The sequence below is a fragment of the Fulvivirga kasyanovii genome (genome assembly GCF_009711405.1).
GTDB classification, from domain to species: Bacteria; Bacteroidota; Bacteroidia; order Cytophagales; family Cyclobacteriaceae; genus Fulvivirga; species Fulvivirga kasyanovii.
Map to the genome: position 1 here is coordinate 1 of NZ_SMLW01000552.1, position 18,330 is coordinate 18,330.

The window sequence follows — 18,330 nt, forward strand, 5'->3', positions numbered from 1 at the left end:
TCCCATGATCTGTCCCCCGACAGGTCATCTTCTACCCGTTCGGCTCTTACATGCCCTTGCCAGTATTGGAACAACTTAGAAGGTATAAGAACATAACGCTTTGTTAAAGAAGTGCTTATGAAACCTTTTGTGTCCATTTTACGTGAAAAGCTATTATGTATTGCAAAGTACTTGGTCAAAAATTATACGCAATGCAAGCAACCTTAGGGCATGTGAGGTAGTCTTTAGGGAATAAGGTCAAAACGGTCAACAAATCAACAAACTCAAAATAAGTGTCAACCATGCTGAAAAACTACCTCAAAATCACGCTCAGGAGCCTCTGGAAGAGCAAAACCTATGTAATGATCAATGTCTTCGGGCTGGGCATAGCCATGGCCTGTTGTATTGTGGCATACATCAATTATGACTACAACGCCAGCTACGACCAGCAACATGTGAATGCTGGTAATGTTTACAGAGTAAATTTCATCAGGGACTTTCAGGGAAACCGGACCAAGAATGGTATAGCCCCCATGCCTCTCGGAGCAAGTATACGCGACAACATTGCAGGAGTAGGGAAAGTGATCCGCTATCTTCCTAATGGCTCCAATATCCGTATCAAAGATGATTTATTCTATACAGAAATAGGTTATGCCGACGAAGGCCTTTTCGACCTTTTTAACTTTCCGCTAAAATCAGGAAGTAAAGCTGATCTGGCCGATAAATCCAAGATATTTATTAGCAATGAACTGGCCACAAAGTATTTTGGAGAAGAGGAGGCCGTGGGAAAACAAATCACCCAGGTGCTTGACAGTAGTACACTCGAATATATTGTGGCAGGAGTATTTGAAAAAATGCCCGCAAACTCCAGTTTTCAATTTGATGCCATTATGCATTTCGACAATTTCTTTAAAGCCTACGATGAATTTGACGAAAACGACTGGAAACGTTGGAACACCCTCTTGATTGAGGTGGCAGATAAATCAAAGATCCCGTTTATAGAGAAGGAACTTCAAAAATATAAAGCCAATCAAAACCAGGCCAGGGAAGATTTTCAGGTATCAGAGTTTTACCTTGATCCTTTCGCAGGCATGGCCATCAGGGCAGAAGTCGAAGATGTACATAACCATTGGTTTAGAAACAGTCTGCCTACAGCCGCAGTAGTTGCTCCTGCTGTAATGGCATTTTTAGTGCTTCTAATTGCCATATTCAACTTTACCAATACTGCCATTGCCATGTCCAGCCGCCGGTTGAAGGAAATCGGCATTCGCAAAGTGATGGGCAGCCGTCGAAACCAGCTCGTGGGGCAGTTCCTGGCCGAGAACCTGATCCTATGTTTTCTTGCAGGTATAGTGGCCATACTATTGGCAGAGATCCTCGTACCTGCTTATAACCAGATGTGGGAGTTTCTGGAGCTGGATATGAACTACCTCAGCAATGCAGGGTTTTTCCTGTTTATGTTTGGTTTGTTGCTCGTTACCGGCCTTCTGGCGGGAAGTTACCCGGCTTTCTACATCAGCAGTTTTGAGCCAACCAGCATCCTGAAAGGTACAATGAAATTTGGCGGCACCACAGGCTTCACCAAAACATTGCTTACCCTCCAGTACAGCATTTCACTCATAGCCTTGATCTCCGCCGTTGCCTTCATCCAAAACGCCAGGTACCAGCAGGAGCTTGACCTCGGCTTTGACCAGAAAGGTATTATTTACACCTACATCAATGGTGAAAATGAATATGAAGTTTATAAAAATGCCCTGGCCGGCAATAATGATATAGAGGCCATAACAGGCACTAAACACCACATTATGTCAACCTACATCAATGATCCTGTACGCTATGAAGATGCTGAACGGGAGATTGATATTCTGGAAGTAAGTGAAGATTATATGGACGTAATGGGTATGACCCTGCTTGAAGGAAGGCCGTTCCAGCGAGATTCAGAGACAGATAGAAAAGAGTCTGTTATCGTTAATGAGACCATGATGGCAGCTTTTGGGTGGGAAGAGGCCATTGGTAAAAAGGTTGTGTGGCGCGATACCGTGCAGCTTTATGTGGTAGGGGTTTTTAAAGATTACTATGGCAATGGTTTATGGGATGTGGTGGAGCCCACCATGCTGCGCCTGAACAAACCCGAAGAATACCGCCGGATACTTGTAAAAGCTGATGCCAATAACCTGGTGGCAGTAAATGAATACATGGAGTCAAAATGGAGGGAGATATTTCCGAACCGACTGTACAATGGCCGGTATATGGATGAGGAGATGAAAGAGGCTACAACAGTGAATAACAATATTTTGAAGCTATTCATATTTCTCGGCATCATAGCCACTTTGCTATCAGCCTCAGGTCTTTTCACTATGGTTTCCCTGAACATTATCAGGCGAATGAAAGAAATAGGGGTAAGAAAGGTATTGGGGGCTTCAGTAGGAAATATTGCCAAAAATCTGAACAAGCAGTTTGTGGTCATTCTGATCATAGCCTCAGCGCTTGGTTCAGCCGCCGGTTATTATATGGTCGATTCGTTGATGGCGAGTATATGGGCCTACTACACCGGGGCCGGTGTGATAACCTTTTGTGCCGGTATTGCACTGATCACAGTGGTGTCGGCTTTAACGGTCGGTTTTAAAATTTATAACGCAGCTTCCATGAGTCCGGCACTGACCCTCAGGGATGAATAAAAAATGCAGAAGGGCGTGTAACTTCTACCTGTTTATTAGCGTCTTACGGTTACTCAAAACAAAATAACAACATAATATTATGGTCAAAAACTATATCAAGGTTGCCTTGCGCAACATTACAAAACACAAGTTTTTCTCGGTAATAAATATACTGGGGCTTACGATAGGTATCTCTGCCTGTTTGTTTGTTACCATGTACATTTATGATGAGTTAAATTACGACCACTTTCATGCCAAGGGAGAAAGAATTTACCGGATCAATCTCCATGGCAAACTGGGAGGGCAGGAGATCTTCACTGCAAACAGCAGCTTTCCTATGTCGAAAGCACTGGTAGCAGAAATACCGGAAGTAGAAGAGGCTACACGGGTAAACCCGATGGGCGAGTGGATATTCAGGAACGGTGACCTGGCTTTTAATGAAGAAGGGATCATGGCTGCCGACTCCAATTTCTTTAGTGTTTTTAGCTTTAAGTTATTGGAAGGTAATCCTGAAACCGCACTCAAAGACCCTAACAGCCTCGTGTTGAGCAAGGACCTGGCACAAAAGTATTTTGGCGATGAGTCTGCACTTGACAAATCCCTCGTTATCGGAAATGACAAAACCTCCTATAAGGTAACGGGAGTAATGGAAAATGAACGAGGAGATTCCCATTTGAAATTCAACGCTTTACTATCCAGCTCTTCTTTCCCCTGGATGAATGAAGGCAACTGGTTAAGCAATAGCTTGTACACCTACTATGTGCTCAATGAAAAAGGCTCAGCCAAAAGTGTGGACGAAAAACTTGAGCCGATTACGGAGCGTAATGTAACTCCCGTGCTACAACAGTTTATGGGCAAATCCCTGAAAGAATTCAGGGCAGAAGGAGGTATTTACGAATATTCCAGTTTCCCCATGTATGACATCCACCTCAAATCCGAAATACAGGACGAAGCAGAGCCACCGGGAGACATATCATACGTATTTATTTTGGGCGGCATCGGCCTTTTTATTGTTATACTGGCCTGTATAAACTTCATGAACCTAACTACCGCCAAGTCGGCCGGAAGAGCCAAGGAAGTGGGGCTTCGCAAGACTTTAGGTTCTTTGAGAAGTACGCTTATCGCTCAGTTTTTGACAGAATCTATGGTCTATGCCATAGGTGCGGCCTTGTTGGCACTTGCAGTAGTGTATATTTTATTGCCATCATTCAACTTACTATCAGGTAAAAGCCTGACCTTTTCTATACTGGCTGAGCCATCTATCGCCGTAGTTTTCGGTGTTCTGATATTGTTTGTGGGTATTTTGGCAGGTAGCTACCCTGCGTTTTACCTGACCGGCTTCAAGATCACTGAGGTGCTGAAGGGCCGGTTGAGGGCCGGTATGAAGAGTGGTTCTATCAGAAGTTTTCTCGTTACTTTTCAATTTTGGATCTCCATTGTGCTTATTATTTGTACTGTGGTGGTCTACCAGCAGTTGCAGTATGTACAGAACAAAAACCTCGGTATAGATAAAGAACACATCCTGATCATCGAAGACACCGACAGACTGGAAAACAACAAAGCGGCTTTTAAAAATGACCTCGATGCAGGCAGTGGAATTTTGGGTACCAGCTATTCCAATAACATGGTGCCCGGAGTCAACAATACTACTATATTCAGGGCTGTAGGTGATGAGCAGGACCACATCATGGCCACCTATTTTGGTGATTACGACCACCTGAAAACCCTGGGTTTTGAGCTGACAGACGGAAGGTTCTTTTCAAGGGACTTCCCTTCGGACTCAGGTGCCGTGGTGGTAAACGAGGCCGCCGTGAAGGAATTGGGTTGGGAAAATCCGCTTGAAGAAAAAATAATCAACTTCAATGGTGATGAGCCTGTTGAAATGAAGGTGATAGGGGTGGTGAAGGACTTTAATTTTGAAAGCCTGAAGATGAATGTCAGGCCGTTGGTACTCCAGCTTACCAAAGAAGGAAATATCCTCTATGCTCGCTTTTCAGGAGAAAGCCCTGACGATGTGATCAATACCATAGCTGACCGATGGGAAAGTTATGCACCGGGTGAGCCGCTACAGTACTCCTTCCTGGATGAAGACTACGACGCCCTTTTCAGGGCAGAGCAAAGGCTGGGTATGGTATTCACCGTGTTTACAGTTATAGCCATATTCATAGCCTGTCTCGGACTCTTTGGCCTGGCCGCGTTCATGGCAGAGCAGCGTACCAAAGAAATAGGCATCAGAAAAGTGATGGGAGCCAGCGTCTGGAGTGTAACCTCTTTAATGTCAAAGGAGTTTGCCAAGTTGGTCATTATAGCCTTCGTGCTGGCTATCTATCCTGCTTACTATGCTATGGACCAATGGCTCAACGGCTTTGCCAACCGCGTAGAGATCAGCATATGGATCTTCGTCGCCAGTGGCATCGTTTCATTCGTCATTGCATGGCTTACGGTTAGCTATCAGTCCTTAAAAGCAGCCAAAGTCAATCCCGTTCGCTCTCTCAGGTATGAATAGGAGAAGGGTATAGCAATTTTGTAAATAATTAATTCAGGCCGCCAGAGTGTTTTGGCGGTCTTTTTTATTTGGGTAAATTTTTTGAAGCACATTGCTGCCCAAACAACGTTTCCATTCCTCCACACCCGCACCCATTTTTCCATAGCCATTCCCGCTTTAACTATGTCTAAAGCCAATATTCTTTATTTGTCTGGTTTTTGAGACCTATTGAGGGTCGAGATTAAAACCAACTATATTATGAACAGATTCTTATTAGCTATTTTGATTTGTGCCATGCCTGGCTTTGCGTTAGGGCAGGGCAATAAGGAGGCCGAAAAAATTGTAGGACATGTATTTAAACCCAAAACCGTGGAGGCTACAAAGGAACGGATTAATAGTCTTAAACTTCCTGACGGTTTTGATATTGAAGTCTTTGCGGACCAATTGGGCAAGCCGCGTATGATGGCTGTAACGCAAGACGGAAAAGTTTATGTTACCCGCAGGGCAGGAGATGTTTATCTGCTTAGTGATGATAATAAGGATGGCAAAGCAGAGGTCAAAAAGAAGGTGCTTCAATTGGATAAAGTCCATGGTCTGGATATAAAAGATGACTGGCTCTACATGGTAACGGTCAATGAGGTTTACCGTGCCCGAATCAATAAAAATGGCGACTTGGGTAAGCCTGAGAAAATTATGTCTGACCTGCCGGATGGTGGCCAGCATGCTAACCGTACCCTTGCATTCGGGCCTGAAGGCAAGTTGTACATTTCGATTGGCAGCACGTGCAATGCCTGCGACGAAACCCGAGAAGAGAGTGCAACTTTAGTAGTGGCAGACCCCAAAGACTGGAGTAGGGAAGTTTACGCCAAGGGACTAAGAAACACTATTGGTTTTGACTGGGAGCCTAACACCCGTGATCTGTATGGAATGGATCATGGCATTGACTGGCTGGGTGATGAACAGCAAAAGGAAGAACTCAACAAACTGGTAAAGGGAGGTAATTACGGCTGGCCTTATATTTATGGAGAGGGGCATCACAACCCTGCAGATGAGCCACCGCACAATATGACCTATGAGGAATACGCAAAGAAAGTGACCAATCCGGTAAAAACCTATACAGCCCATAGCTCTCCGCTTGATATGCTGTTTTATACTGGAGAGCAATTCCCCGAAGAATACCGAAACGATGCTATTGTAACCTTTCATGGTTCATGGAACAGGGAAAAGGCTGTAGGTTACAAAGTGATCAGGATCAATTTTAAAGATGGTAAACCAGCAGAAGCAACCGACCTTGTCACGGGCTTTCTGGTTAACAATGATAAAGAGCAGTTTGGCCGGGTTACAGGCCTGGCAATGCTTCCTGATGGCTCATTGTTGATATCAGACGATGCCAATGGCGTAATTTACAGGCTGTCCTACTCAGGATCATAAACCCCGTTTCAAGTCTTTAGCGTAGCGGAGACTTGGAACTACGATAGTTCAAGTCTTCAGACTTGTGATATACGGTGGGTGTGTCGTTTGATGTGTCTTAGTCTTTAGGATGATACCGATTTAAAAGAGGAAAGGCCATCTCAACCCCTTGCCCCACGGAAGGACAATCGATTTGAGATGGCCTATTGTTATATTACTGCTTAAATATTAATCTGGACTGAGAGCCTTGCCCGTCTTTGATCAGCAGGATGTAAGTCCTTAAATCTTCTGGCTGCTTCAAGCTCTGAGTCGATAATGTTATGCCTCAAGTGTTATGTTTTTATCAATTAAAAGCTCAAATTCACGCGAATCTTAGCAGTCATTTATATGAGGTTGTCCAGAACCCAGTTAATAGCCGTCATGGTTGCCGTAGTCGGTATTATATTTTTTTCTGCCAAAGCGGTAATAGTCAAATTGGCCTATGAGTATGATGTGCCGGCTGTTTCTTTGCTATTGCTGAGGATGTCCTTTGCCCTTCCGGTTTATATCACGATTGCCCTGATCAAAAGGCCATCTTCGCCTGAGAAGATTACCGGTAAGGATTATCTATGGCTATTTGCATTTGGTTTTATCGGATATTACCTGGCCAGTTTATTTGATTTTCTGGGGTTACAGTATGTCAAAGCTAGCCTGGAGAGGATCATTCTCTTTGTATATCCCACGTTGGTGATCCTTATTACCTGGTTGTTCTTTAAGAAAGTTCCAACCCGGGTACAGGTGATGGCCATATTGCTTTCTTATGCAGGTGTTTTTATCACTTTCAGTGAGGAGCTGGGAGTGTCTGGAGAGGAAAATGTTTTGCTGGGCGGTGTGCTGGTTTTTTTGAGTGCGCTTACCTATGCTTCTTACCTTGTGGGCAGTGGCTATTTAATACCCAAATTCGGTGTGGTTGTCTTTACTTCCTACGCCATGATCATATCTTGTGTGTGCGTTGTGGTTCATTACCTGCTGACTTCATATGATAATGTGTTTTCATACCCTGCTGAGGTTTATTGGCTAGGTTTTTTGATGGCCATGATCTCAACCGTAATCCCATCTTATATGATCTCTTATGCCATAAAGCATTTGGGTGCGCCTAATTTTTCAATAATAGGAAGCCTCGGGCCGATATCTACCATCATACTTGCTAATATATTTCTGGGTGAGACCTTATCTTACTTACAGATCATTGGTGCTGTTGTGGTGATATGTGGTATTATACTGGTGAGTCGGAAGAAATAGGGAGGAGGTGCTTGCTTGGCCTGAATATACCACACTGGTCAAATAACATTACTTTGAGACTCGTGACAATAACAAGAAGTCGGCAATAGGCAAAAGCAGTAGGCAATTGTGGTGAAATTTTACCACGTCACTCCAAACGCAGCGCAGCAAAGATTTTGGGTCCCTGATTAAGTGTGCTGAAGGAAAGTTTAAGCAGATGCCAGGATCAGAGAGGTTAGTGCTGACTCAGTAGGCTAGGTTCAGGCTGTGCCACGCCAAAGAGATCTCTGATATTTTATGAAATGTTGCGATGAAATATCTTACTAAGAAAATTCATGGATGACGGGTTTGAGAGTGTGCGATATGCCAGCGAGAACAATTCTGCTTCTAAAGACGGGAAGTCGTAAGTAAAGTAGGCAATAGGTGAACGCAGGCGGCAAATGGTGAAAATTTTGAAGGTTATGCTACAGAAGGTTTGGGTACTACCACGATCGGGGAGATTCCTGATATTTTCATTGTACTTCTACATGAAAACAGGCTGGCTTGTGAAAATTCAGGAATGACGGTATGGGAGAGGTTATATAGTATATTAGCTTTTACGTCCTGCAACTAGTTCAACCTGAACAGGAAACGCGCTCCAAGGCTGATCGTGCTAAAATCTATGGTCATGTCCTGTCCCAGGTTTTTCGCTTCGGTTTCGGCAACGTCTGCCTGGAAAAAAGCTTCCATTTTAAACCTGTCACTAAAGTTGAATGCCGCTCCGGCTTCGCCTCTTGGGCCTACAGTTCCGCCCTTAAACTCTTCAAATGACAGGCTATGGTATAATAAAGCCAAACCAACATAGGGACTAACTTTTCTTTGGCCCAGATAGTAATTTGCACCGGCGCCTACAGAAAGCCTGGTGGCCGTGTAGTTAATGTACTCATTCTGATAAGAGTACTGGTTTGTCAATTCCGTTGAACTTATCCCGACAGCAAAGTCAAATATACCTTTGACCTGCAAGCGAGGGCTTACGGCATAGCCTATCTGTCCGCCAATCATGAAAACTGAGGTCATATCGGGGCTTCCACTTAAAATAATGATCCCACGGCCTGAAAGATCCTGACGGATATAATCGTTGATTTCCGGAGAGTCCATGACCCCTACACCTATATTGATAGAAGCCCTGACCGTTCCTTGCTCATCCAGCCTTGATTCCGGCCTCACTGGTTGTTGGATCACAATCTCCTGTTCTTTTTGCTTTACAGTTTCATCCTTAACAGAATCTTTCCAGTTCTTGTCATAGTAAGGATAATCCTGAGCTATTGCCGCACTCCATGAGCATGCGGCAATAGCAAAGAGTAGTATGAATTTCTTGTCCATAGATCAGACAACGACGTTTACAATCTTTTTAGGCACTACGATCACCTTTTTAGGTGATTTTCCCTCCAGCCATTTCTGAATGGCCTCAGATGCCAGTACCTGCTTTTCGATGTCCTCACGTGGCATGTCTGTAGGGAAACTCATTTTTGCCCTCATTTTACCATTAACGGAAACCGGATATTCATGTTGGCTTTCGGTAAGGTAATTCTCATCATACAGTGGGTATGCAGCTTCTGTAATGCTGGTTTTATGACCCAGCTTATGCCATAGCTCTTCGGCAATGTGCGGAGCGTAAGGAGAAACCACTACAATCAACTGCTCAAGAATCGCCCGCTTGTTGCATTTCAAAGAAGAAAGCTCGTTGACACAGATCATAAACTCACTGACAGAAGTATTGAAGGAGTACCGTTCAATATCTTCCTGCGCTTTCTTAATGGTTTTATGAAGTACCTTTAATTCATCTTTTGTAGGCTCTGCATCCGAGACTTCAAACTCATCTTTATCATTGTGGAACAGGTTCCAAAGTTTTCTCAGGAATTTGAACACACCGTCAATGCCGTTGGTATTCCAAGGCTTAAACTGCTCCAAAGGTCCAAGGAACATCTCATAAAGCCTCAAAGTGTCTGCCCCATACCTCTCAATGATGTCATCGGGGTTGACAACATTATATTTTGACTTGGACATTTTCTCCACTTCATGCCCGCAAAGGTAGCTGCGGTCCGCTTCTGTTATGATGATAGCATCCTCATATGAAGCGCGCCATTTCCTGAAAGCTTCAATATCCAACACATCATTATTTACTATGTTTACATCTACGTGAATGGGAGTAATGGTGTTGAAATTGATCTCATTAGGAACGAAGTCAGTCCCATGTTTGGCATTATAATTTTCAATGCCTTCTGAGATAAGTTTGTGAATAATCTCAGATTCAGCTTTTGTAAGATTCGATTTTTTGATCCGGTCAACAACACCTTTTGAGAGGAATATCTCAGGGTTGTCAGCAGCTTCTGATTTTGTTGACATGGTGTAGGTCAGAGTAAGTCTGTATACAAAGTTTGATCTTCCCTGAATCATCCCCTGATTTATCAGCTTCTTAAAAGGCTCTTTAACAGTGATTAATCCCATATCATACAGGAATTTGTTCCAGAAGCGTGAATACAGTAAGTGACCTGTGGCGTGCTCCGAGCCACCGATATACAGGTCTACATTTTCCCAATACTGTTGGGCTTCTTTGCTTACAAACTCACTTTCGTTATGGGCATCCATGTAGCGGAAGAAGTACCAACTGGAACCGGCCCAACCAGGCATCGTGCTTAGTTCGATAGGGTAGCCTTCTTTGGTTTCCCATTTTTCTGCTCTTCCCAGTGGTGGTGCACCATCTTCAGTAGGCAGATATTTGTCCACCTCAGGTAGTACAAGTGGTAGTTCTGACTCATCCATCAAATAAGGAAGGCCGTCTTTGTAATATACAGGAAGCGGCTCGCCCCAGTATCTCTGGCGTGTAAATATCGCATCGCGCATTCTGTAGTTGATCTTGCCTTTACCGATGCCTCTTTTTTCCAGTTCTTCTACTCCGCGTTGCATAGCCTCAATAGGAGAGAGGCCATTAAGGAAATCAGAGTTGATCACCTTACCCTCTTTTGTGGGGTCGGCGGCTTTTTCAATGTTTGCAGAATCATTGATAGGGACAATAGGCAGATCAAAGTGTTTGGCAAAGTCATAATCTCTCTGATCTCCGGCGGGCACTGCCATTACAGCACCGGTACCGTAGCCTGCAAGTACATAGTCGGCTACCCAAACAGGTATCTTCTCACCATTAAACGGGTGTGTGGCGTAAGATCCTGTGAAGGCTCCCGTAATGTGCTTTACGTCAGTCATTCGCTCACGTTCTGAGCGGTTTCTTGCCACTTCAACATAAGAGGTGACTTCTTCTTTTTGGTCTTCGGTAACCAACTGGTCTACCAGGTCACTTTCAGGGGCAATGGCAAGGTATGTTACGCCATACACTGTATCAATTCGGGTTGTGAATACACGGATATTGACACCTTTATCATCCACAGAGAAGTCCAGCTCTGCACCGATGGATTTTCCGATCCAGTTTCGCTGCATTTCTTTGAGAGGCTCCGGCCAGTCGATGGTCTCAAGGCCCTGCAATAGTCTTTCTGCATATGCCGTGATGCGCATCATCCACTGCATCATGTTTTTTCTTATTACAGGGTGCCCGCCTCTTTCGGAGAAGCCGTCTTTTACCTCATCGTTAGAGAGTACAGTACCTAAAGCAGGGCACCAGTTTACTGTAGTATCTGCAAGGTAGGCCAGTCTGTAGTTTAGCAACATTTGCTGCTGTTGCTTTTCATCATACCCTGCCCATTCATTTGCGCTGAAAAGAGGCGTTTTTTCGTCGCAGACGGCCTCAATTTTAGTGTTCCCTTCCTTTTCAAAAGCAGAGATCAGCTCAGCAATGGGTTCGGCTTTGTCTGTTTTTTTATTATACCAGCTATTGAAAAGCTGCATAAAGATCCACTGGGTCCATTTGTAGAACTTAGGATCAGAAGTTTGCACTTCTTTGTCCCAGTCGAAGCTGAAGCCAATATTTCTAAGCTGCTCTTTATATCTTTTTATGTTTTGCTCAGTAGTTACAGCAGGGTGTTGCCCTGTCTGGATAGCATATTGCTCGGCAGGCAAGCCAAATGCGTCGAAACCCATAGGGTGCAATACATTAAAGCCTTTAAGTTTTTTGAAACGCGAAACGATATCGGAGGCAATATAACCCAGCGGGTGCCCTACATGAAGTCCTGCCCCGGAAGGGTAGGGGAACATGTCCAGTGCATAAAATTTGGGTTTGGAAGGATCAATTTCAGCTTTGTAGCTTTCATTATCCGCCCAGTACTTTTGCCATTTCTTTTCAATCTCGTTGAAATTATATTCTGCCATTGTTTATCTGCCTTTATTAAAGGCGCAAAATTAACAGATTTATAATCAATTCAGGACATGAAGATGAAAAAGTTGGTGGTTGGCAATATGGAAAAAGCGGCAGCGAGGGGAGGACATCCGGGGCACTAGCCCAGCATGAAAGCTTTGATCTCCCCGGTAAGTTTGCCTACGTCTACCTGCTCTATGGGATGTTTGAACCCCTTGAAAACATGAAGTGACCCCTGAGGCAAAAGTCCTGCTACTTTTTCAGACTCTTCGAGGGTGACCATGTTATCTTCATCGCCGATCCCGATAACCACGGGGTGTGTTACTTTTTTGAATTTATCCAGGGCCAGAGCAGCACCCTCTCCAAGGTCGATCATCATTTGGGATGTTTGCCAAAGTACCTCTTTCCAGTCAACCGGGGCGTGACGGTCGGCCAGAATTTTGGCAAAGGCAGGTACTTTTTCTTCGATTTTCCCGGCATCCAGCATCTTGATCTCCTTTTGTGCAATGGCGGGTGACCACTCCAGTTTGGTACCCAGTGTAAATATTTTCCCTACTTTCTCCGGGTATTTTAAAGCAAGGTTAAGGGCTACATACCCGCCCATGCTATAACCGAAAATGTCGATTTGACTAAGGTTCTCATTATCCATGAAAGCGATCACCTCATGGGTAAACTTATTGATGTCGAACGGACCGTTGAGTGGCTGGCCTCCATGCCCTGAAAAGGACATGCTTTTGACATTAAATCCGGAGCCTAAAGCTTGTGCTACGGGCAGCAATTGCTCTTTGCTTCCCAATGCTCCGTGGAGAATGAGTAGGGTTTGTGCCATGATCAATCCTGCTGTTTGAGTAGTTCTACTAATTCGGCTACGTCTGCATTGACATCATTGAGTTTAGCTCCCTGATCTTTTAAGGCAGATAACATATAGCCTGGCACTTTCTCGTCATTGGCAAGTTTTGATTCAATATCATTCAATAGTACCATCAATTCAGGTGCCTCAGCCGACCTGATAGTTTGCAGCTTCTTCTTTATGGCCTCTATTTTAGCACCGGCAGGAGTTGGCTCCAATACTTTTTGGGGTTTTACCTTGGTGTCTTCAGAGGTAGCAGTGTACATGTCCTGCGTCTGGCTTTGAATACACCTGTTGTAATGCTCAACAACCTGTTCAAGATCATTTCTTTTGTATGTTTTGTCCTCTATTTTCCTTTCCACCTCTTCACAGTCCGATAAAAAGTCTGACATTAACTTTTTAAAGAGCAGTGTAGGTACCTCTATGCCGTCCCCGGTTTTTTTCAAAAGATACTTGGCTCCAAATGCATAACTGCCATTTGAACGAAATGACAACAGGCTCAGATAGCCTTCCTTGTCCAGTTGCATTATTTTATAGATCTCGCCAAACTTAACTGTGCGGTACACAAGGCTGTCTTTGCCCACTTCCAAAAACTGGAAAGCCTTAAACCGCTGAGTGCCTTCATCGTTTTTAAGGGTTACTTCCTCATACCTTTCTGAAGGTAATAATATTTGCACTTCACCTCTGATGGTGTCTCTATGTATGGTCACTACGTAATCATTTTGTCCGTAGCACCAGCAGGAAATAAGACATAAAACAGCCGCAATACCTTTTTTCATAAGCTTTAAGTTTGTCACAAAAATAGAATTAATTACCACTTTTACCACCCTTCTTTAGCCGCCCTGCATTCTTCAAGGCATTGTGGATGATCCACTCCAACTGCCCGTTGGTGCTGCGAAATTCATCAGCCGCCCATTTTTCAACGCCCTCCAGAAGATCCGGGTCTATACGCAATACAAAAGGCTTTTTCTTAGCCATGATCTTCCCCCTTTTTCATTAATTGCTCCATCGCTCTTTTCAGTTTCTCTGGCTTCTGAGTGCCCAAAAGTAGCTTTTTTCCTGTATAATACGTTAGCCGCAGGCCCATATTACCCGATACGCTGAGGGCTTTTGCCTGCCCCAACTTTTGGTACCCATGCCCTTTGAGCTCTTTTGCAGCATAATAGTTGCTGATCTCAAAATTTTGAATTTCATCCGCTTTTATGATTTTCCAGTTCCATATAAAAGGAGGAAAACGATAACGGATTCGCCGCTTTGTTACCTCTGTTTGTAGTTTCCCAGCTAGTACCAGCCAGACTACCAGGGTAATCACAAGCAAGGCCATGACGCCAGATACGATTAACCAAAGGTCAGACAGCCTGTCGTCAACCGGCTGTTTGAGTTGCAGTTGCATATAGAAGACATACATGATGCCGGCAACTGTCACAACGGATATCGTCATCAAGATGGTCCATAGTTTAACAGTGCCCAGCGGTTGCTCTTCTTTAAAGCAGGTCATCTCTATTAATGGTTTAATGTGCCGGAGTTAACCACCGGTGTTACGTCCTTATCAGCACACAAAACCACCATCAGGTTACTCACCATAGCAGCTTTCCGCTCTTCATCAAGGTCTATTACCTGCCTTTTGGAGAGGTCGTCCAATGCCATTTCCACCATGCTTACTGCACCCTCTACAATTTTGTGTCTTGCCGCTACTATGGCCGTGGCCTGCTGTCTTCTGAGCATGGCACTGGCTATTTCCGACGCATACGCCAGGTAACCTATCCTTGCTTCAATGACCTTGATGCCGGCAATATCCAGTCTTTTGCTGAGGTTCTCTTCCAGGGCATGGTTAACCTCATCCAGTCCGGAGCGAAGTGTGATCTCGGCTTCATCGTCCTCAAAGTTATCGTAAGGGTACTGACCCGCCAGCTTTCTGACAGCAGCATCGCTTTGAATACGCACAAACTCTTCATAATTATCTACTTCGAAGGCGGCCTTGAAGGTGTTTTTTACCTGCCATACCAATATGACTCCGATGAGGATGGGGTTACCTACCTTATCATTTACCTTGACGCGTTCGCTGTCAAAATTTCTGGCGCGGAGTGATATGTTAGTTTTTACAAAGAAAGGGTTTACCCAGAAGAAGCCGTTTTTCTTTACCGTTCCTTTGTATTCACCGAAAAGCACAAGTACCCGCGAACTGTTGGGATTCACGAAGAAGAATCCAGGGCATAAAATGATGCTGATGACAATACCTAAAGCAAGGAAAGGATTTTTAATGGCGATCAAACCAAAAAGGCTTGCAAAGAAGAGCAAAGCAACTACGGCCAACATGATGTAACCTGAAATGGGACTGGTTTCTTTTTCCTGATTCATAGTTTTGATATTAAAATGATATCATAAATATATTATTATAAATTAATATACGCAATGAAGGATCGGGTGGTTACATAGTTTTGATTTTATGAAATTCTGGACTTAATTTGCTGATTCAAATATTTAATTGTTCTATGGTAAAATATGACCCCAAGGCCTGGTTTGCTCTAATCTTTCATTCTTACAGCAGACAGGTGCTCAGGCTGCTCTTGCCGGGCCTGATCTTTATGTTGGTATATACATTTGGAATCGCTTATCTCATCCTGGATTATTTTAAGCTGCACTTTGTAAGTACTACAGCGGTACATTCACTTCTGGGTATCGTACTGGGTTTGTTCCTTGTTTTTAGGGTAAATTCTGCTTACGATCGCTGGTGGGAAGGCAGGAAGCTCTGGGGGCTATTGGTAAACAATACGAGAAATCTGGCGGCGAAAGTAAGCTCATTTTTGCCTGAAAGTGATACTGCTTCTCGCAACTTCTTTGCTCAGATGATCCCTAACTTTGTAGTGGCCATGAAGGAGCACCTGCGTAAAGGGGTAAATCTCGCTGACCTGGATATTGTTGAAGAGGATTTTCTGAAAAGACTGAAAGGTAAGGAGCATATCCCTAACATGATCTCATTAATGCTCTATGAGCGGGTAAATAAGCTGTACAAGGACAAAGAACTCACCGGTGAGCAACTGTTTGTAATTGATAAAGAAATCAAAGAGTTTTCCGATATTCTGGGAGGATGCGAGAGGATTAAAAATACACCTATTCCATACTCTTACAGTATGTACATCAAAAAGTTTATTTTCACATTTACAGTAACCTTACCTTTTGCTTTTATTACAGAGTTTGGTTACTGGACTATCCCGATCGTATTACTGATATTTTTTATACTGGTAAGCGTGGAGCTGATTGCAGAGGAAATTGAAGACCCTTTTGGCGGGGATACCAATGACCTGCCTATAGACGAACTTTCTGAAAAGATTAAAAATAACGTAAGGGAGATTTTACTAAGGGATTAATAAGAAGAGCTGACAAAATAAAAGGGCTATCATCGATTTGGTGATAGCCCTTTTTATAATGGTTCGTAGGTTTATCCTTCCATTTCGTCTTCAACCTCTACCTCAGAAATAGGCTTGAGGTTTGAAGGGATTTCGTCAGCCACATATGGGTAAACTTCTATAAAGTTGGTTTGAGTGATTGACGGAATGTCATAAGGTACGAGCATGCTCTCAAAGTGTTTCTCAATCCTTTCAAATGCCTGTTTTGCGTGCAGGGCACAAACCAGAATGTAAGTATTGATCTTTACCTCTTTTTCGCTGTCACCATCTACTGTAGAGTATGTTACCTTGCATTTGAACCAGGTGTCGGAGTCTTCGTAGTTGATAACTTCGGCAATGTTTGTTTTGGCTATATGCGTAACGGCGAATTCACCTGAAATATCTCTGGCAGCAACTTCGTTGATCCTTGCCTCAGCATCCGTATATGATACGGCGTCCAGCAAAAACGCTTCCGTTACCTGCTTCAATAATCCGTCGTCCCCTTCTTTGTTGTGCTTTATTTTGCATGAGTACCAGGTCTTCATTCTTCTTTCTGATTTTTTGTTTTACAAGATATTTTTCGAGGACTGCAAATATATCACCGATAATTTACCGGACTAGAATTATACCCGAATTTTTATCAATGTATTTAACAGAAGCGGCAATGCCAAGTTTACTGATTTTTCTCTTTGGTCACGGACACAGGCTTTACTTCAAAACCCTCTTCCCTCAACAATTGGATCAAGCCATTGTCACCGGCAAGAAAGGGCGCACCAAGGGCAAAAAAAGTGCTGTTATTGTTAATGGTGTTTTTGATCTCGGGGAACCAGTTTTTAATCCTGTTGGTGTAATAGTACTGTTGAAACGGTTCACTTTTATTGGTGGCTTTCAAGGTTTCTTCGCTGACCTTTTCCAGGTTTTCGTCTTCTATGTAATACTTTACGAGTTGGTCGTAGTCTTTCAGGTGTTGCTCAAAATTGTTAACCGTATATTTAAGGGCTTCAACCTGGTCTTTTATAGGGAATTTTTCGAATGCATCGATCTCTTCCTGTATTGTGCCAAGCCCTTTGACCGTCATTTTGTTTTTTCTGGCTATGTCAGAGAGTTCTTCTTCAGGAAAGGTGATGTTTTTATCCAGGTCTAAGGCTGTGGTGGCAGTTACAAGAATGATGGGCTGCAGTCTGCTATAGTTGTAGTGGTAAGCATGTTCGCGCACATCATACCTCATCATCAGAAGCAGCCTGAGCTGGTTGAGTTCGTCATCAGTCAGGTAGTCGTTGATCCAACCGTCATTGGGTATCCTTACAGCTTTGTTAAATTTTTTCTGTGAAGAGTTGTCAGAGATAAGCTTGGTTGCAAATACCTCACAATCCTTCATGACATTTTTTACCTTTCGTGGAACAGAATATTCTTTTTTAGGCAGGAAATTTACTATTCCGTACAGGTAAGAGGGTTTGCTTAGACCATTACCTGAAACCTCCCAAAGTACGGCATTAGCGTTGTCATCGGTCTGGCTGATACAGATCAGAGGAGCAGTAATAATAAGTGCTAGCGATAATAAAAAGCTTTTTAGATTGGGGCCAGTCATGTTTTGATTTTTTACATAAGAATTCAACCCACAATATAAGGTTCATTATGTAAAAAACCAGTATTAATATGCTAATTGATGAGCTTTGATAATCAATTTTTTACGATTACCGAAAAAAAGCTATCTGGCTGCGAAAAGAGCTGTATAGAGAAAGTACAGGATTATCATTAAAAACATAGCCGCATACATCACCAGGTCCACCCTGATGTATTCTTTATACTTGTTGTAGAGTGCTTTTATCTTTTTCATTTGGTTACTTGGGGCTGGTTACTGGCTTCTGGTTTCTGGTTACTGGGGCCTAGTTACTGGTTTCTGGTTTACTTCTGCGTTTTTACCATTGGCTACTGTTTCTTATTTTTTATAAAGTATTAGTTGCCTATTGCTTTTGCCTACTGGGTATTGGCTTGCCGATGTCTCTAAAATACACAATACT

The 18,330-nt window shown here is 43.4% G+C and carries 15 protein-coding genes; 5 read left to right on the forward strand and 10 right to left on the reverse strand.

What is annotated here, in order from left to right:
• The first annotated feature begins 281 nt into the window (after window positions 1–281).
• The 4 genes from E1163_RS13360 (at window position 282) to E1163_RS13375 (ending at window position 7,812) form a co-directional block, all read left to right on the forward strand.
• Window positions 282–2,657, forward strand: a complete 2,376-nt coding sequence (locus E1163_RS13360) for an ABC transporter permease (protein WP_155172584.1) — start codon at window positions 282–284, stop codon at window positions 2,655–2,657.
• A gap of 79 nt (window positions 2,658–2,736) precedes the next feature.
• Complete coding sequence (locus tag E1163_RS13365; protein WP_155172587.1) at window positions 2,737–5,142, forward strand: ABC transporter permease; 2,406 nt, start codon at window positions 2,737–2,739, stop codon at window positions 5,140–5,142.
• 237 nt (window positions 5,143–5,379) lie between these two features.
• The gene (locus E1163_RS13370) at window positions 5,380–6,552 is read left to right on the forward strand and encodes a PQQ-dependent sugar dehydrogenase (RefSeq protein ID WP_155172589.1); all 1,173 of its coding nucleotides are present in this window, start codon (window positions 5,380–5,382) and stop codon (window positions 6,550–6,552) included.
• Between the two features lie 366 nt (window positions 6,553–6,918).
• A complete protein-coding gene (locus tag E1163_RS13375) occupies window positions 6,919–7,812 on the forward strand; it encodes a DMT family transporter (protein ID WP_155172591.1) in 894 nt (297 codons plus the stop codon).
• Between the two features lie 588 nt (window positions 7,813–8,400).
• Here E1163_RS13375 and E1163_RS13380 read toward each other — a convergent pair.
• The 7 genes from E1163_RS13380 to E1163_RS13410 all read right to left on the reverse strand — a co-directional run bounded on the left by E1163_RS13380 (window position 8,401) and on the right by E1163_RS13410 (window position 15,281).
• Window positions 8,401–9,153, reverse strand: a complete 753-nt coding sequence (locus tag E1163_RS13380) for an outer membrane beta-barrel protein (protein WP_155172593.1) — start codon at window positions 9,151–9,153, stop codon at window positions 8,401–8,403.
• Between the two features lie 3 nt (window positions 9,154–9,156).
• Window positions 9,157–12,087 (reverse strand): leucine--tRNA ligase, encoded by a 2,931-nt coding sequence (locus E1163_RS13385; RefSeq protein ID WP_155172595.1) that lies wholly within the window; start codon window positions 12,085–12,087, stop codon window positions 9,157–9,159.
• Between the two features lie 125 nt (window positions 12,088–12,212).
• Window positions 12,213–12,902 carry an alpha/beta fold hydrolase gene (locus tag E1163_RS13390; RefSeq protein WP_155172597.1) on the reverse strand — a complete coding sequence of 230 codons (690 nt, stop codon included), beginning with the start codon at window positions 12,900–12,902 and terminating at the stop codon, window positions 12,213–12,215.
• 2 nt (window positions 12,903–12,904) lie between these two features.
• Window positions 12,905–13,702: a hypothetical protein gene (locus tag E1163_RS13395; RefSeq protein ID WP_155172599.1), complete on the reverse strand. Its 798-nt coding sequence runs from the start codon at window positions 13,700–13,702 to the stop codon at window positions 12,905–12,907.
• A gap of 28 nt (window positions 13,703–13,730) precedes the next feature.
• On the reverse strand, window positions 13,731–13,901 hold the full coding sequence (locus tag E1163_RS13400; RefSeq protein ID WP_155172601.1) for a type II toxin-antitoxin system antitoxin: 171 nt from the start codon (window positions 13,899–13,901) through the stop codon (window positions 13,731–13,733).
• Window positions 13,894–14,421: a hypothetical protein gene (locus E1163_RS13405; protein WP_155172603.1), complete on the reverse strand. Its 528-nt coding sequence runs from the start codon at window positions 14,419–14,421 to the stop codon at window positions 13,894–13,896. The genes E1163_RS13400 and E1163_RS13405 overlap by 8 nt, the downstream gene beginning before the upstream one ends.
• Before the next feature lie 5 nt (window positions 14,422–14,426).
• Window positions 14,427–15,281 carry an SPFH domain-containing protein gene (locus tag E1163_RS13410; protein ID WP_155172605.1) on the reverse strand — a complete coding sequence of 285 codons (855 nt, stop codon included), beginning with the start codon at window positions 15,279–15,281 and terminating at the stop codon, window positions 14,427–14,429.
• Between the two features lie 134 nt (window positions 15,282–15,415).
• On the opposite strand from E1163_RS13410, the gene E1163_RS13415 reads away from it, so the two are divergent.
• Complete coding sequence (locus E1163_RS13415) at window positions 15,416–16,291, forward strand: bestrophin family protein (protein ID WP_155172607.1); 876 nt, start codon at window positions 15,416–15,418, stop codon at window positions 16,289–16,291.
• 71 nt (window positions 16,292–16,362) lie between these two features.
• On the opposite strand, the gene E1163_RS13420 is transcribed toward E1163_RS13415, so the two are convergent.
• From E1163_RS13420 to E1163_RS31400, 3 genes are all read right to left on the reverse strand, one after another.
• Window positions 16,363–16,854 carry a DUF4494 domain-containing protein gene (locus E1163_RS13420; RefSeq protein WP_155172609.1) on the reverse strand — a complete coding sequence of 164 codons (492 nt, stop codon included), beginning with the start codon at window positions 16,852–16,854 and terminating at the stop codon, window positions 16,363–16,365.
• A 128-nt stretch (window positions 16,855–16,982) separates the two neighbouring features.
• Window positions 16,983–17,897: a TraB/GumN family protein gene (locus E1163_RS13425; protein WP_155172611.1), complete on the reverse strand. Its 915-nt coding sequence runs from the start codon at window positions 17,895–17,897 to the stop codon at window positions 16,983–16,985.
• Between the two features lie 120 nt (window positions 17,898–18,017).
• Window positions 18,018–18,146 (reverse strand): hypothetical protein, encoded by a 129-nt coding sequence (locus E1163_RS31400; RefSeq protein ID WP_281353121.1) that lies wholly within the window; start codon window positions 18,144–18,146, stop codon window positions 18,018–18,020.
• Between the last annotated feature and the right edge of the window lie 184 nt (window positions 18,147–18,330).